The sequence below is a fragment of the Lactivibrio alcoholicus genome, from assembly GCF_055390895.1.
Window position 1 is genome coordinate 2,487,591 of record NZ_AP042471.1, and the last position, 15,356, is coordinate 2,502,946.

Below are 15,356 nucleotides of genomic sequence, written 5' to 3' on the forward strand. Positions count from 1 at the left end.
ATTGCGGTCGTCCGTTACGTCCCGTGATGACCTGACCGTGCGAAGAGTTCGTCCACGGCCTTTTCCACGGGAGAGTCCTCCACCGAATACGGGAGCGTGATGTGATACTCTCCAGGATACTTCCGGTTCACCTCGCGGCCGACCTCCATGGCGTTCCGGTTGCGCGCCCAGGCCCTTCGGGCCACGCCTCCGAGGACGTCCCACATCATCGCGGACCTGATGATGTCGTCGGTTTCGGGACGGCCGTCGAGCAGCAGGCCGAAGCCGCCGTTGACGCACTTGCCGATGCCCACGCCTCCGCCGTTGTGGAGCGCGCAGAGCGTCATTCCGCGCGCCGCGTTACCCGCGAAGGTTTGCGTCGCCATATCGGCGCAGATGTTGCTTCCGTCCCGGATGTTGGCCGTCTCGCGGAACGGGCCGTCCGTCCCTGAAACGTCGTGGTGGTCGCGACCGAGCATGACGGGACCGATCTCGCCGGATCGGACCATTTCGTTGAACTTCAGCGCGATCCGGGTCCGCCCCTCGGCGTCCTGATAGAGGATCCGGGCCTGCGTCCCGACGACGAGCGCGTTTTTCTCCGCGTCGCGGATCCATGCCCAGTTGTCGTAGTCCTGGCTCCGCCGGTTCGGGTCGATGCACTCCATCGCGGCCCGGTCTGTCGCCGCGAGATCCTCGGGTCTTCCGCTCAGGCAGACCCATCGGAAGGGGCCGTACCCGTAGTCGAAGAGCAGGGGACCCATGATGTCCTCGACGTAGGAGGGCCAGATGAACCCTTCGTAGGTGTCCTTTCCGTTCTTCGCGACCTCTGTGACGCCCGCGTCGAAGATCGCCCGGAGAAAGGAGTTGCCGTAGTCGAAGAAGAAGCTCCCTCTGTCGACGAGGCGGTGGATCGCCTCGAAGTGGCGGCGGAGCGACGCATCGACGAGCGTTCGGAAGCGTGCGGGATCCTCGTGAAGCATTTTCGTCCGCTCTTTGTAGGTCAGGGAGTCGGGGCAATAGCCCCCGTCGTAGACCGCGTGGCACGACGTCTGATCGGAGAGGAGCTGGATCGTGATGTCGTGGTCGCAGGCGTACTCGAGCAGCGTGACGATGTTGCCGTGGTAGGCGATCGAGAGGGGGCGCCGGGCGTCGAGCGCCTCGCGAGCCATCGCGAAGGCCTTTTCCGGAGTATCGACGATCTCCCTGACCCACCCCTGGCTGTGCCGCGTCCCGATGCGCGACGCGTCGACCTCCGCGACGATGGCGACCGCGCCCGCGATCTCGGCCGCCTTGGGCTGTGCGCCGCTCATGCCGCCGAGACCGGACGTGACGTACAGGATTCCCCCGAGGCTTTCGCGGGGACCGACGCCGAACTTCATGCGCGCGGCGTTGAGGATTGTGTTGTACGTGCCGTGGACGATCCCCTGCGGGCCGATGTACATCCATCCCCCGGCTGTCATCTGGCCGTAGTTCGTCACGCCGAGCTGCATGCCCCTGTGCCAGTCCTCCTGGTTGTCGAAGAGTCCGACGAGGAGGCCGTTCGTCAGGATGACTCTCGGAGCCTGCTGGTTCGACCGGAAGAGTCCGACCGGGTGTCCGCTCTCGAGAACGAGCGTCGTCTCATCGGTAAGCTCTTCGAGATAGCGCTTGATGAGGCGGTACTGGAGCCAGTTCTGGCAGACCTGCCCCGTCTCGCCGTACGTGACGAGTTCGTACGGGTAGAGCGCGACGTCGAAATCGAGGTTGTTGTCGATCATGACCTGAAAGGCCTTTCCCGCCAGACATTTCCCTCTGTAGCTGTCGATCGGGAGTCCCTTCAGGCCGCCCTTCGGGCGGAATCTGTAGGCGTAGATTCTTCCCCGGGTTCTGAGTTCCTCGAGAAACTCGGGAATGAGAACCTCGTGATGCTCTTCCGGGACGTATCTGAGAGCGTTTCGGAGAGCGAGTCGGGTCTCGTTCCTGTCGAGGGTCCATTTCCGGTCGGGGGCCCTGCGGATTCCGGATACGAATTCCGGGTGCTCCGGCAGCGGTCCCTCGAGTCTGATCGTCATCGCCGCGCGGTTCAGTTCGTTCTGTTGCAGCATTCCATCGTCACCTCCGTGTCGTTAGAGCCTGCTTCGTATCGACTGCGCCGCCTGCCTGAGACGCCGCAGCGTCTCGTCGAACCGTTCGAAGACGCTCTCGGCGACGCCGGCGACGCCGAGCTGAGCCACGAAATTCCCCTGTGCGTCGAAAAGGGGGACGCTGATATCCCCCGCGTGAAGCATCCATTCCTCGCGGCTCGAGGAATATCCCTGAGCCCGGATTTTTTGGAGTTCCTCCCGCAACGCGACAGGATCGATGTCTCCGGCACCGAGCGGAGAAGGGAGAGGGGACGAGAGGATATACGACCGGACCTCGTCCGGCGCGTGGGCGAGAAGGATCTTTCCCGTGGCTCCCGCGTGGAGGGGAACGGAGAGTCCCCTGCGTGCCGTGAACTTTACGGGTGTCGCCGGTTCGACCGTTGTGATGCAGTACCCCCGGTATCCCTCGAGAACGCTGAGTGTGACGGTGTTTCCGGTGGAATTCATGAGTTCGTCCATTTCGGGTTTCACGGTGAGGATCAGCGCGTCGTAAAGTGACGGCCGGTTCGTGAGGAGCAGAAAACGGATTCCGGGGCGATAGCCGTCGGTCAGAGGGTCGCGCGACACCCAGCCGCAGGTCTCGAGGGAGAGGAGCAGCCGATGGACCGTGCTTCGGGGAACGGAAGCGGATTCCTCAACTTCGCGCACCGAGAGGGGATCCTTCGAGGAACAGAGCGCCTCCATGACGGCAGTCACTTTGAGAGCGCCGTTCAGCTTACCGTTTGCATCGGCTTCGATCATCCCGAACCTCCGTCGAAAAACGGGACAGTATCCATAATAAATGGGACGCTACGTCCCATTATTCTACGAGCAGAATAGTTTGTCAACTGAGGCGAATCGAGCCAAAAAAAACGGCCCCCGACCGAGCGGGGGCCGCCGAGGCAGTCCGGCGAAACGAACGGTACCTGTCATTGCCTCTTCGGGACGAGTCCGCTTTCGTCCGTCCCGAGGCGGAAGCGGCGGAGCGACTGCAGGAGGCGGTCCGCCTCCGAACGCATTTCCGCGGCGGCGGTGTCGACGCGGCCCGAGGCTTCGGAGGATCGCGCGAAGTCCTTCCGGACGCCCGAAACGGCGTCGAAGACGGCATTCGTCGCCGACGAGACCGTCCTGATACCCTCCTCAAGTTCCTGGCTCGCGGCGGCCTGTTCCTCGGCGAGTGCGGCGGCATTCTGCATGACGTCGTTGATCTGGGCGATCTCCTGCAGCGTCTCGTTGAGACGTTGCTGCGCCTCCTGCGATCCCGCGACTGTGGTCTCGACGATCGAGTCGACCTCGCGCATCGAGACGATGGACGTTTCCGTGCTCTTCCGGAGATCCGCTATGATGGCCTGAACTTCGTGAGCGGCCTTGTTGGATTCTTCGGCGAGCTTTCTGACTTCCTCCGCGACGACGGCGAATCCGCGCCCCGCCTCGCCCGCCCGTGCGGCTTCGATAGCGGCGTTCAGTGCCAGAAGGTTCGTCTGATCGGCGATGCCTGTGATGGTGCCGATAAATTGCGAAATGCTGTCGACCGATTCCGCGACGCTGTTCATGTTCGACGTCGTTTTGCCGGATTTTTCGCCGACCTGCCGGATCATCGCGATCAGGTCGTCCATCCGTTCGACGGCGAGGCGGCTTCCATCGGTCGTTCGCGATGTCGCCTCCGCGCCCGCCGCGGCCGACGACGCGGCGCTCGCGGCACCCGCGGAGATTTCCCCGATACCCATGCTCGCGCTTTCGAGCGCGCATCGGTTTTCTTCCGAGAGCTCCGATACGCGATTCATCATGGCGTCGACGTCGTGCATCGCGGAGGACATCTCCTTCGCGTCGGATGAAAGCGCGTGCGCCCGGCGCAGGGATTCCTCGGATTCGTCGCCGAAGGATTGCAGAATATTCCTTTGACCGTCGATGAGTCCCGAAATCGCGTCCTCCATCGCCGCGATCTCTCTGATCGCGGCGATGCCGAGATCCTCACGTGTCGCGGTCAGGTCGCCGTCGTGGACGCGCGAGAGGATCTCGATGACCCTGTCGATCGGCGCGACGACGCGCTTCGTCATGACCAGGAGAATCGCCATGCCGAGGAGCAGCACGAGGATGGAGGCGGCGACGGTGTACAGGATGATCATGTTGCGCGCGGCGTGGGCCCTGTCGAGTTTTTCGCCGGAGAAGTACATTCCGACCGGTTTGCCCGACGGGCCGGGAATTGGTTTATAGGTGACGAAGTACGGAACCCCGAAGATGTCGATCTGTCCCTGGTAATCCTGTCCCCTGACGAGGACCTTCTCGACGACTTCCGGGCTCGCCTTCGTCCCGACGGCGCGTTTTCCGTCTTTTTCGATCGTCGAGGCCGCCCGTTCGTCTCCCTGGAAGATCGTGGCGTCGGTGTGATACCGCGCCTTGATCGCGTCGACCACGGCGTCGGTTGTCACGGAGTATCCGGTCGTCACGGCGCCCGCGACGCGCCCGTCGCGTCCCCTGACCGGAACGCCCGCGCGCGCCGAAAGACGGACGACGGTTCCCGGTTCGAGAGCCGCGAGGGGTGTCCCCCTGAGTGCGGACACGACGTTTTCCTGGTTGAGGACGCTGTCGCCGAATTTATCGGGCGCGTGCGTCCGGGCGATGACTTTTCCGGTTTCGTCGGTCACGGTCACGAAGTCGACGCCGGCTGCCTTCGCGAGCGGCGTCGCGGCCGCGAGAACGGCGGCGCGATCCTTCGACGCCACCGCGTCGGCGAGCGCCGGGTGTTCGGCCATGAGGTAGGCATACCGGAGCGCGACGTCTCGCATCGTTTCGACCGACGACCGAAGACCTTCGACGCCGATTCCCGCGTTCCTGACGGACGCCTTGTCGACGTACCCGGAAAAGAGCGTGACCGAGATTCCGACGGCGGCGAGGGTGACGATGACGATGACGATTCCGGTGACCCCCAGAAACAGTAATTTGAGGGGTATTTTGTTCTTGTTGATATTAATCACCTTCTCTAAATTGTATGAAAGTAGATGTTTCAATAAAGTATAGAGATGAATTATTTTCTGTCAATGGTAATCCGGGTGTTTCCAGGTCTGTCGGCCCGGTAGTTCGTTCGCCCCGCCACGCACATACCCCGCGAGGTCGAGGAGAATTCTCGAAAACCCCGCCTCTTTGAGTCCCGAGAGAACCGTCAGACGGGTCGTTTCGTCGAGAAGGGACGGGAAGTCGGCCGGATCGATTTCGACGCGGGCGTCATCTCCGGTCGTCCTCACGCGGACCCTGCTTTCCGGCGGAAGCGCGTCACGAAGAATGCCCTCCGCGCGTTCGACGCGGCAAAGGAGCTCCCCGGTCAATGGGGTGCCGTGCGGGATTCTGGACGCGAGGCATGCCGCGGCCGGACGTGTCGCTCCGGGTATCCCCCACTCGCGGGAGAGTTCCCGGACCATAGCCTTGGTCATCCGCGCCTCGATCAGCGGGCACATCGTCATCGGGGATTCGAGGACCGCGCGGTATCCCGGCCGGTCGTCGCCGAGATCGTCGAGGTTCGATCCGTCGAGTATTCGCGTGGCGCCGCGTTCGCGCGCGAGCGGTTCGAGCAGTTGGATGCGTCGTTTCTTGCAGTGGTAGCACCGGTCCGGCGTATTCGAGCGGAAATCGGGGTCGTCGAGTTCGTCGAGGCGAACGTACTCGTGGAGGACGTCGAGCGTTTCCGCGATCTTCCCGGCGTCCCGGACCTCCCACGAAGGAAGCGTCGGGGAGAGTACGGTGACCGCGATGGCCCCGTCTCCGAGCGCCCTCCGGGCTGCGGATGCGACGAGCGCGCTGTCGACGCCGCCCGAATAGGCGACGATCACTTTTCCGAACGGCCGGATGGACGCCGTCAGGCGTTCAGCGGCGTCCCGGATTTCCTGTCTCATTATTGTCGTTCTCCCTTCTCTGCCCGTATGGCTTCGCACGCGTATCCCGGCCCGTCGTCCGGTCGCTGCGTGTCCTGCGACGGGAATCCGGCGCAGGACACGCGAGCTGCGATATACTTGAATCCTCAACTTTACGCTTGATTGTACGCCCGAAACGCGGGACGGAGGGAGATGTACGTGTGCGGATCATCGAACGTGTCGGAGGATGGGGGAGGGGCGCCCCGGGCACCCGCGTCGCGGTTCTCGTGAGCGGCGGTGTCGACAGCGCCGCGGCTGCGGCGCTTCTGCTCCGCGAAGGTTACGATGTCGTCGGCGTGACGATGCGGATTCCCCGGTGCGTTCCGGGCGGCGGGGCATCCGGTCCGGATCCGGAGCGGACGCTCGAAGGCGTCCGCGAGCTTTCCCGTCTGCTTGGCATTCCGCATGTCTCCGTCGATGTCGATGACGAGTTCCGCGCGTTCGTGACGGATCCCTTCAGGGTGTCCTACGCGTCGGGACGGACGCCGAATCCCTGCTCGGACTGCAACGCCCGCGTGAAGTTCGGGGTCCTCATGGACTTTGCCGAGCGGGAGCTCGGCGCATCGTTCGTCGCGTCCGGACATTACGCCCGGATCAGGACGGACGCGCGGGGCGGATTCGCCCTTTTGCGCGCGGCGGATCGCGCCAGGGATCAGAGCTACTTCCTCGCGGGTATCTCCGGCGACCGGCTCGGACGCATTCTTTTCCCGCTCGGGGATCGCCGCAAGAACGAAGCGAGGACGATCGCCGCGGAGGCGAGGCTCCCGGTGGCGACAGCCTCGGATAGTATGGAGATCTGCTTCGTGGGGCAGGGGAACTACAGGCAGGCTGTCGGGGATCTTTCCCGCGAGGAGGGGGATTTCGTCGCCGCGGATGGGCGCGTTCTCGGTCGTCACGGGGGGATTCCGTTTTACACGGTCGGACAGCGCAAGGGGCTCGGGCTTGCGCTTCCCGAGCCGCTCTATGTGTCGCGGATCGACCCCGGGACAAACAGGATCTTCCTCGTCCCGAGAGAACGGATCTTCCGTCGCTTCGTCGATGCGGTCGACGTGAATCTCCTGCTTCCGGAGCTTTTCGACGACGGTTCGACCGCCGGGAGTGAACGCCCGCTCGCGGGAAAGATTCGCTCGCTCGCAGGGAAAATTCGCTCGCAGGGAGAACCGCTCCCCTGCAGCGTCGTCGGATACGACGGGAAGACGCTTCGCGTCGCGTTCGAACCTCCTGCTTTCGCACCCGCGCCGGGGCAGCGCCTCGTTCTCTACGAGGGCGAACGTGTCGCCGCCGGGGCCGTCATCGCGGGAGCGGACGACGGAGGTGGAGCGGAAGAGTGAGCGGAGACGCTTCCTGCGAAGTCTATATGGTTCGCTGCCGGGACGGGAGCCTCTATACGGGCTGGAGCACGTGCGTCGAATCCCGCGTCGCCGCGCACAACTCCGGGCGCGGCGCACGCTATACGGCGGGCAGGCGCCCCGTCGAACTCGTCTACCGCGAAAGCGTTCCCGACAGAGCGACGGCGCTGAAACGCGAGCGTGCCGTCAAGCGGCTGCCGAGAGAACGAAAAGAGGTTCTCGCCGCGCGCTGGCTCGGGGAGAGCGGAATGTGAGAGTTCCGTTCAGCGGCGGCGGGGCTATAATTTATGATGCGTTTGTGTTCCGCCGATGACGGATATACGGGAGGAATGAATATGAGAATTCGGGAATTTCAACTGGAACGCTACTTCGCGAAGTACGAGTTCCACGTGAAATACATGCTTTCGCCGTCCGACTGCGAACCGCTCGGACTGGCGGAGCTCCTCGGCATGGCGGATCGCGAGTGCCGCGCCCTGTGGGATACCCTGCGACTCTCATACACCGAACCGTACGGACATCCGGCGCTCCTTGCGGAGATTGCGGGGCTGTACCGCCACCTGTCAGGGGAGATGGTCGTGACCGCCGCACCCGAAGAGGCGATCCTTCTTTCGTTTACGGCGCTTCTGGAACCCGGAGATCACGTCGTGGCCGTCGCCCCGGCCTATCAGTCCCTTCACGAACTCCCGAAGGCGCTTGGCTGCGAGGTGACGCCGTGGTTTCTCCGCGTTCGCGACGGCAGATGGACGCTCGATACGGACGAGCTTCAGCGTCTCTTCCGCCCCGAAACGAAAGTTCTTGTCCTCAACTTTCCGCACAATCCGACCGGCTTTCTTCCGACCGCGGAGGAATTCATGACCGTTCTCGATCAGGCCGCGCGAAGGGGCGTCTTCGTCCTTTCCGATGAAATGTACCGGGGGCTCGAGCACCGGACGGCGGACACTCTCCCTGCCGCCTGCGATTTTCTGCCTCGCGCGGCATCGCTTTCGGGGCTCTCGAAGGCATTCGCCCTGCCGGGACTGCGTCTCGGATGGCTCTGTTCCCAGGATCGAGCGTTCCTTCAGCGCGTCGCGGCGCTCAAGGACTATACGACGATCTGCATGAACGCTCCGGGTGAGATACTGGGTATCATCGCGCTGCGAAACGCCGCGTGGATCCTCGAGCGCAGCAGAAGTCTCGTCGCGGGAAACCTCCGTCTGACGGAGGCCGTCTTCGGACGTCACCCCGAGTCGCTTTTCTGGGTGCCGCCGCTCGGGGGATCGACCGCCTTTCCGAAGTTCCACGAGGAAATTCCGGTTCCGGAGTTCTGCCGCAGGGTCGTCGAGGAGCGCAACCTGATGGTCCTGCCCGATACGGTCTTCGACGTCGGCTGGAACCACATACGAATCGGGCTCGGACGAAGGGATTATCCCGCGGCGATCGCGGTGTTCGAGGATTTTCTCGCGGAGTACGAGACCTCTCCGCGAGGCCGGTGATTTTCGTTCCGCGAGGAGGAGATCGGGATGATTCGGGGAATTGTGGCGATGATCGCGTCTCTGTCGGCGTTTCTTCCGGGCGCGGCGGCCGAAGCGTCGGCGGAGACGCGACCTCCCGTCGATCTTCGGCCGATCGGCGAACTCCGGACCGCGACGTTCGCACTCGGCTGATTCTGGGGTCCCGACGCCCGGTTCGGGCTTCTGAAGGGGGTCCGCCGGACGAGAGTGGGGTACGCGGGGGGGACGAGCTCCGCCCCCGTGTACCATAATCTCGACGGTCACAGCGAGACGATCCAGGTCGATTTCGATCCGGAAACGATGTCGTACGAACGACTTCTCGAAGTGTTTTTCGCGTCCCATGATCCGACGAGACCCTCTCCGAGCCGACAGTACGCTTCGGTGATCTTCTGGAGCGACGGGGAACAGCGCCTCGCGGCCGAAGAGATGAAGCGCAGCGCCGAAGAACGACTTGGAACCAGAGTCTTTACGGAGATCAGGCCGCTGAAGGTTTTCGTGCGCGCCGAGGACTATCACCAGAAATACTATCTTCGCAACGACAGAATCCTGTCGGAAGCATTGATGTCGATCTATCCGGATGCGACCGATTTCACGGATTCGACGGCCGTCGCGCGCGTGAACGGATATCTCGGCGGCGACGGGACGCCGGAAGATCTCTCGCGCGATCTGCCGGAACTCGGGCTTCCCGAAGAGGCGCAACGTCGTCTGAGGCTCGTTGTGGACAGGATGTACCGGTGAAACGACCCGGACGACGTATTCCTTCGTTCCGGAACGACGGAGGCGGAGCATGAAGCACCCAGTGCCGGACAGGAGGCTCCGGAATATCACGATTCTCGCGGCGGCCCTGTACGTCTTCGGCGTACTGGGCTATGTCGTTTTCGTCTACTTCTCGGAAGAGAAAGACGCGATCCGCGTGATCGACGATCGTCTGGCACTCTCGGCGAGGAGCCTGAAATTCATGCTCGCCCCCGATTTCCACGACCGCGCGCTCGACGAGACGTCGATCCCGTTCGACGAGGAACTCCGGAACCGGGAGGCGATGAACGACTTCTCGAGGGACGGGGGGTACACGTACGTCTATACGATCGTCGAGCGGAACGGTCGGTTCTTTTTTTCGGCGCCCTCCGTGACCCTGGAGGAGGCGAAGGAACGCAGGTCGTGGTATTTCTACCCCTACGACGACATTCCGAAGGAATTCGTCGAAGCGTTCGAATCCGGTACGCCCCGTTACGTCAGCTACAGGGACCAGTGGGGGACGTTCAGGTCCGTCGCGTGGCCCGAGACGTCCCCCGGGGGGCGCCGCTATCTTTCGTGCGTTGACCAGAGCGTCTCGCACATCGACGCGATGCGTCGCAGGAAGGCTTGGGCGGCGTTTCTGACGGGAGTCTTCTTCTTCGCCCTGTCGCTTCCGACGGCGCTGCTCTACCGCAGACTCATCGTCGCGTACCGGGCGAAATCCGACGAACTGCGGGTACTCTCCGACTCCATCGAAACGCAGATCTGGCGGATCGACTCCCCCGACGAGTACAGCACGGTCAACCGGGCCCACGCGGCGTTCTTCGGCCGGATGCCCGAGGATCTGTGGTTCCGCAGACTTCGGGACATCCTCCCTGAGGCCGCCGCCGCCGTGCTGATCGGAGGAAACGAAGTCGCTTTCCGCGAACGACGCCGGGTGCGATCGGAAGAACGACTCAGGAACGCGGACGGGGATGACCGGCTTCTCTGCGTGACGCGGACTCCCGTGCCCGGACAGGATGGCGAGGTCGGGTACGTCGTCTGTTCCGCGGAAGACATCACGGACCGGAGGAACGCGGAGAACGCGCTCGCCGGGAGCGAGGAGCGCCTTTCCCTCGCGCTGCGCGGCGCCGATCTCGCGCTCTGGGATCTCGATTTCGAGAATAACCGCGCGATCTTCAACGACCGCTACGCCTCCATGCTCGGCTACACGGTCGAGGAACTTCAGCCGCATCTGGAGACCTGGACGCGCGTCGTCCACCCGGACGACTTCGAAATGGTCTCCGGGGTATGGAACGATCATCTCGAGGGGCGGACGCCGTTCTACGAATGCGAGTACAGGCGCGTGTCGCGGACGGGCGAAGTCGTCTGGGTCCTCGATCGCGGGATGGTCTTCCGGCGCGACGAGCGGGGAAGCCCTCTCCGGGTCGCCGGAACGTTGCTCGACGTCACCGAACGAAAGCGGACCATGGAGCTTCTCCGTCTCGCGAAGGAACAGGCGGAAGCCGCCAACCACGCGAAAAGCGCATTCCTCGCCAATATGAGCCACGAGATCCGGACGCCGATGAACGCGATCCTCGGATACGCCCAGATTCTCCAGCACGACGAGTCGCTGACGGACGAACAGCGCGCAGGGCTCGACATCATCGCCCGCAGCGGCGATCATCTTCTGACGCTCATCAACGACGTCCTCGAAATGGCCCGCATCGAGTCAGGAAAAGTCGCGCTCACCGAAGTGTCGTTCGACTTCCACGGGCTTCTCAACGACATCGTGCGGATGTTCCGCATCCGGACGGACGCGCTCGGCGTCGCGCTGAACTTCGGGGAGACCGGGGACATTCCCGCGATTCTCAGGGGAGACGAGGGAAAGATCAGGCAGGTGATCATCAACCTCGTCGGCAACGCGGTCAAGTTCACGGAACGCGGGGCCGTGACGCTGCGCGTCTCGTCGGAACGCCGGGAGGGGGACCAGATCCACTGTTCGATCGACGTCGAGGATACGGGATGCGGCGTTGCGCCGCAGGACCGTGAACGGATCTTCGAGGCGTTCGAGCAGACGGGAAAGGGGAAAAGCATCGGCGGAACGGGGCTGGGGCTTCCGATCAGTCGCCGCTTCGCACGTCTCATGGGCGGGGATATCGAACTCATCAGGACTGCCCCGGGCCGCGGCAGCCTCTTCCGGTTCACGTTCGGCGCGGTCGTGTCGGACCTCTGCGACCCGAAGAATTCGTCGCTGAAACGTCGCGGAACGTGGCGATTCGCCGACGGAGAGCCGAAGCGTTCGGCGCTCGTCGTCGACGACCGGGAAACGAACCGCGTCCTGCTTTCGCGGATTCTGGCGATCGCGGGCTTCTCCGTCCGGGAGGCTTCGGGAGGGGAGGAGGCGCTGGCGCTCGTCGAGCGGGACAGGCCCGACGTCGTCTTCATGGATATCATGATGCCGGGAATGGACGGGGTGGAGACGGCACACCGGATCCGGATCCTCGCGGGCGACTCTCTTCCGGTCATCGCCGTTTCGGCGCGGACGCTCGACGTCGATCGCGAAAGCGTCCTCGCCGGAGGTCTTGCGGGATTCGTCGGCAAACCCGTCCAGGAGGACGAACTCTTCGCGGAAATCCGCAGAGTCACGAAGTTCCGTTTCGTCTTCGTTCCGATCGGGCGACGTCCTGAGCCAGCTCCTCAGGTGCGTGCGCATCTGGACGCCGACGCCCTCGCGCGGATTTCCCCGGAACTCTTCTCTGAACTCGCGGAGGCCGTCAGGGCCGGAGACCGGCAGCGCATTCTCGACGTAGCGGACAGGATCACCGTCGAGGACCGGGCACTCGGCGAGGCGCTGCGCACGATGGCGACGGACTACGACTATCTTTCTCTTTCCGGGATCATCGAAGGGCGGTGACGGGGATGCGATGCGGGGACGCGACGACGAAGATCATGATCGTTGACGACGTGCCGATGAACCTGAAGGTTCTCGACACGATTCTCCGTTCGCTCGGGTATTCGGTTTTCGCGTTTCCGAGAGGGGATATGTTCCTGCGCGCGGCGCGCAACTCGCCTCCGGATCTCGTGCTTCTGGACATCAATCTCCCCGATATGGACGGCTACAGGATCTGTACCCTTCTCAAAGAGGATGCCGCGCTCCGCGACATCCCGGTCATCTTCGTGAGCGCGCTGGCGGAGCCGCTCGACAAGGTCAAGGCATTTGGAGCCGGCGGCGTCGATTACATCACGAAACCCTTCGACCTCGCGGAGGTGCAGGCGCGAGTCACGACGCACCTCGAAATTCACAGACTGCGGCGCGAACTCGAGCGGACGAACCGGGCGCTCGAGGAGCGCGTCCGCGACCAGGTCAGGGAAATCGCGGATTCGCAGCTTGCCACGATCCTCGCGCTCGCGAAGCTTGCGGAATCCCGCGACGACGAGACCGGATGCCATCTCGAGCGCGTCAGGGGGTACTGCAGGATTCTGGCGGAGCGCGTCCACGACGTCGTTCGGGACATGGACCTGCACGCGCACGAACTTTTCGTCCAGTGCATATCGGACGCCTGCGTCCTCCACGACATCGGCAAGGTGGGCATCGAGGACGCGATTCTCCGCAAGCCGGGACGTCTGGTGCCCGAAGAATTCGAGATCATGAAACGGCACACCGTGATCGGCGCGGATACGCTCGAGTCAGTTCGTGTCCGGTATCCGGGGAACCCTTTTCTCTCCATGGGCATCGACATCGCGCGGTCGCACCACGAACGGTGGGACGGATCGGGTTATCCCGACAGACTCGGGGGTACCGGAATCCCTCTCGCGGCCAGGATCATGGCGATCGCCGACGTGTACGACGCGCTTCGCTCCGAACGCTGCTACAAGCCTCCAATGGCGCACCGGGAGTCGGTGAGGATCATCTCCGATGCTTCGGGCAGCCAGTTCGACCCCGATCTCGTCCGTATATTCCTCTCAGTGCAAGCCGCGTTCGAAGCGGCATACCGAGCGGACTCCGTCGCCTGATTCCCGATATTTCCATACCTCCGACGATCTGTTATAATTCAAAAATGTAACCCGGTTGCGATTATTCCATCCCATGCGAGGAGGGGTGCGAATGCGTGTCAGAAACATTCCCGTACGGGAGGCGATCGGCCTGTCGCTGTCCCATGACCTCACACAGATCGATGTCGCGTCAGGATATAAGGGGGCGCGATTCAGGCGCGGCCATGTCGTTTCCGACGATGATATTCCCGCGCTTCTCTCGATGGGGAGGGAGCATCTCTCGATCATGGAGCTCGACGACGACGACGTTCACGAGGACGACGCGGCGCGTGCTCTCGGGCGCGTGCTCTCGGGCGACGGTCTCTCGATGGATGGCCCGGAAGAGGGAAAGTGCCGGCTGAACGCGACGCGGGACGGAATGCTCTTCTTCAATCCGGCGATGGTCGATGCGATCAACGAGGACGTCATGTGGATCCTCGCGACGCTTCCGCCGTTCGTTCCGGTGAAGAAGGGCGAGAATGTCGCCGCGTTCAGGATCCTTCCGCTCACGGTCGGAAAGACGGATGTCGACCGTGCGATCGCGATCGCACGCCCCGTCTCCGTGCTTCCCTTTGCGCCCTTGCGCGTCGGCCTCGTGACGACAGGGCGCGAAATCGCCGAAGGCCGCGTCCGGGATGCCTTTGCGCCGAAACTGGCGGAGAAACTCTCGACTTTCGGCGGAACGCTGCTCGGTCACCTCACTGCGGGAGACGATCCGGCCGAAATCGAGGACCGCATCCGGCAGCTTCTCGACTTGGGCGCCGGGATGGTGGTCTGCACGGGCGGCATGAGCGTCGACGCCGACGACCTCACTCCCGAAGCGATCCGACGAGTGGCCGACCGAATCATTTTCCGGGGCGTTCCGTCGCTCCCGGGGTCGAACCTGATGCTCGCCTATGCGGGGATCGTCCCGATCATCGGAGCTCCCGCATGCGTCGTCCACGACGCATGGACGTCGTTCGACCCGCTGCTCACGCGTCTCTTCGCGAGACGCGAACCGACGCTTGCCGAGGTGCGCAAGTGGGGCGTCGGCGGACTCTGCCGCCGCTGTTCCGTCTGCGGGTACCCCTCGTGCGCGTGGGGAGCTCGTCCGTGAGCGCCGGAAAGGACGCTTCGGATCTTCTGAAGGCGGCGGACGTCAGGACGACTCCCGTGAGGGAGGCGACGCTGAGGGCGCTTCTCGACGCGGAAAGTCCCCTCTCGCAGCGGGACCTCGCGAAAAGTCCGGAACTCGGGCGGGTCAACAAGGTGACGCTCTACCGTACGCTCGAGACGCTCGTTCGGGCCGGAGTCGCGCACAGGGTCATCGGCGCCGACGGGGAATGGCGCTTTTGCGCCCGCGCGGGGGAGAAGGGGCGCTGTGCCGGGAACCATCCGCACTTCCTGTGCCTGAAGTGCGGCAGAATGGAATGCCTCCGGGAACAGCGAATGCCGCGCGTCGATGTCAGGGATGGCTCTGTCGTGGAAGGGAAGCAGCTCATCGTGTACGGAACGTGCCCCGAATGCGGCGGGAAAGGGCGGAACGCAACGGAAGAGTAATGACTCGAAGGAAATAAAAGAAAAAAATTATTTAAGTTTAAAATGCAATCGGGTTGCATTTCCCCGTACTGTGTTTGTTGTGTTTTTTCATCACTCCCCCCATTGACAAATTCACTGACCATTCAGTACATTACAGAGGAAATTGTCCATGCGCGGACGTTTGCGTCCCGCGCATCAGTCGGATGAATGTCGTCCGGTTCGTTCCGAATCGCGGAAAGGAGGGCGCGTGCAGGCGACGGAAAG

At 63.3% G+C, this 15,356-nt stretch carries 13 protein-coding genes; 9 read left to right on the forward strand and 4 right to left on the reverse strand.

Features of this window, described 5'->3' with window-relative positions; genetic code table 11:
• Positions 1–14: 14 nt before the first annotated feature.
• The 4 genes from ACZ5IU_RS11390 to larE all read right to left on the reverse strand — a co-directional run bounded on the left by ACZ5IU_RS11390 (position 15) and on the right by larE (position 5,968).
• Positions 15–2,063, reverse strand: coding sequence for a urocanate hydratase (locus ACZ5IU_RS11390; RefSeq protein ID WP_464417378.1), 2,049 nt, complete (start codon positions 2,061–2,063; stop codon positions 15–17).
• Between the two features lie 21 nt (positions 2,064–2,084).
• Positions 2,085–2,843 carry an IclR family transcriptional regulator gene (locus tag ACZ5IU_RS11395; RefSeq protein ID WP_464417380.1) on the reverse strand — a complete coding sequence of 253 codons (759 nt, stop codon included), beginning with the start codon at positions 2,841–2,843 and terminating at the stop codon, positions 2,085–2,087.
• Positions 2,844–3,010: 167 nt separating this feature from the next.
• Positions 3,011–5,056: a methyl-accepting chemotaxis protein gene (locus ACZ5IU_RS11400; protein WP_464417382.1), complete on the reverse strand. Its 2,046-nt coding sequence runs from the start codon at positions 5,054–5,056 to the stop codon at positions 3,011–3,013.
• Between the two features lie 60 nt (positions 5,057–5,116).
• Positions 5,117–5,968 carry an ATP-dependent sacrificial sulfur transferase LarE gene (larE, locus tag ACZ5IU_RS11405; protein WP_464417384.1) on the reverse strand — a complete coding sequence of 284 codons (852 nt, stop codon included), beginning with the start codon at positions 5,966–5,968 and terminating at the stop codon, positions 5,117–5,119.
• 179 nt (positions 5,969–6,147) lie between these two features.
• On the opposite strand from larE, the gene mnmA reads away from it, so the two are divergent.
• The 9 genes from mnmA to ACZ5IU_RS11450 all read left to right on the forward strand — a co-directional run bounded on the left by mnmA (position 6,148) and on the right by ACZ5IU_RS11450 (position 15,113).
• Positions 6,148–7,317, forward strand: a complete 1,170-nt coding sequence (gene mnmA, locus ACZ5IU_RS11410) for a tRNA 2-thiouridine(34) synthase MnmA (RefSeq protein ID WP_464417386.1) — start codon at positions 6,148–6,150, stop codon at positions 7,315–7,317.
• Positions 7,314–7,589, forward strand: coding sequence for a GIY-YIG nuclease family protein (locus ACZ5IU_RS11415; protein ID WP_464417388.1), 276 nt, complete (start codon positions 7,314–7,316; stop codon positions 7,587–7,589). Before mnmA ends, ACZ5IU_RS11415 begins: the two co-directional genes overlap by 4 nt.
• Before the next feature lie 81 nt (positions 7,590–7,670).
• Positions 7,671–8,807, forward strand: a complete 1,137-nt coding sequence (locus tag ACZ5IU_RS11420) for an aminotransferase class I/II-fold pyridoxal phosphate-dependent enzyme (RefSeq protein ID WP_464417390.1) — start codon at positions 7,671–7,673, stop codon at positions 8,805–8,807.
• A 27-nt stretch (positions 8,808–8,834) separates the two neighbouring features.
• Positions 8,835–8,978 carry a hypothetical protein gene (locus ACZ5IU_RS11425; protein ID WP_464417392.1) on the forward strand — a complete coding sequence of 48 codons (144 nt, stop codon included), beginning with the start codon at positions 8,835–8,837 and terminating at the stop codon, positions 8,976–8,978.
• Positions 8,979–9,032: 54 nt separating this feature from the next.
• Complete coding sequence (locus ACZ5IU_RS11430) at positions 9,033–9,563, forward strand: peptide-methionine (S)-S-oxide reductase (protein WP_464417394.1); 531 nt, start codon at positions 9,033–9,035, stop codon at positions 9,561–9,563.
• Between the two features lie 49 nt (positions 9,564–9,612).
• Positions 9,613–12,456 carry a hybrid sensor histidine kinase/response regulator gene (locus tag ACZ5IU_RS11435; RefSeq protein WP_464417396.1) on the forward strand — a complete coding sequence of 948 codons (2,844 nt, stop codon included), beginning with the start codon at positions 9,613–9,615 and terminating at the stop codon, positions 12,454–12,456.
• Positions 12,457–12,461: 5 nt separating this feature from the next.
• On the forward strand, positions 12,462–13,556 hold the full coding sequence (locus tag ACZ5IU_RS11440; protein ID WP_464417398.1) for an HD domain-containing phosphohydrolase: 1,095 nt from the start codon (positions 12,462–12,464) through the stop codon (positions 13,554–13,556).
• A gap of 91 nt (positions 13,557–13,647) precedes the next feature.
• Positions 13,648–14,670 carry a molybdopterin-binding protein gene (locus ACZ5IU_RS11445; RefSeq protein WP_464417400.1) on the forward strand — a complete coding sequence of 341 codons (1,023 nt, stop codon included), beginning with the start codon at positions 13,648–13,650 and terminating at the stop codon, positions 14,668–14,670.
• Positions 14,667–15,113, forward strand: a complete 447-nt coding sequence (locus tag ACZ5IU_RS11450; protein WP_464417402.1) for a Fur family transcriptional regulator — start codon at positions 14,667–14,669, stop codon at positions 15,111–15,113. The genes ACZ5IU_RS11445 and ACZ5IU_RS11450 overlap by 4 nt, the downstream gene beginning before the upstream one ends.
• Positions 15,114–15,356 lie beyond the last annotated feature (243 nt).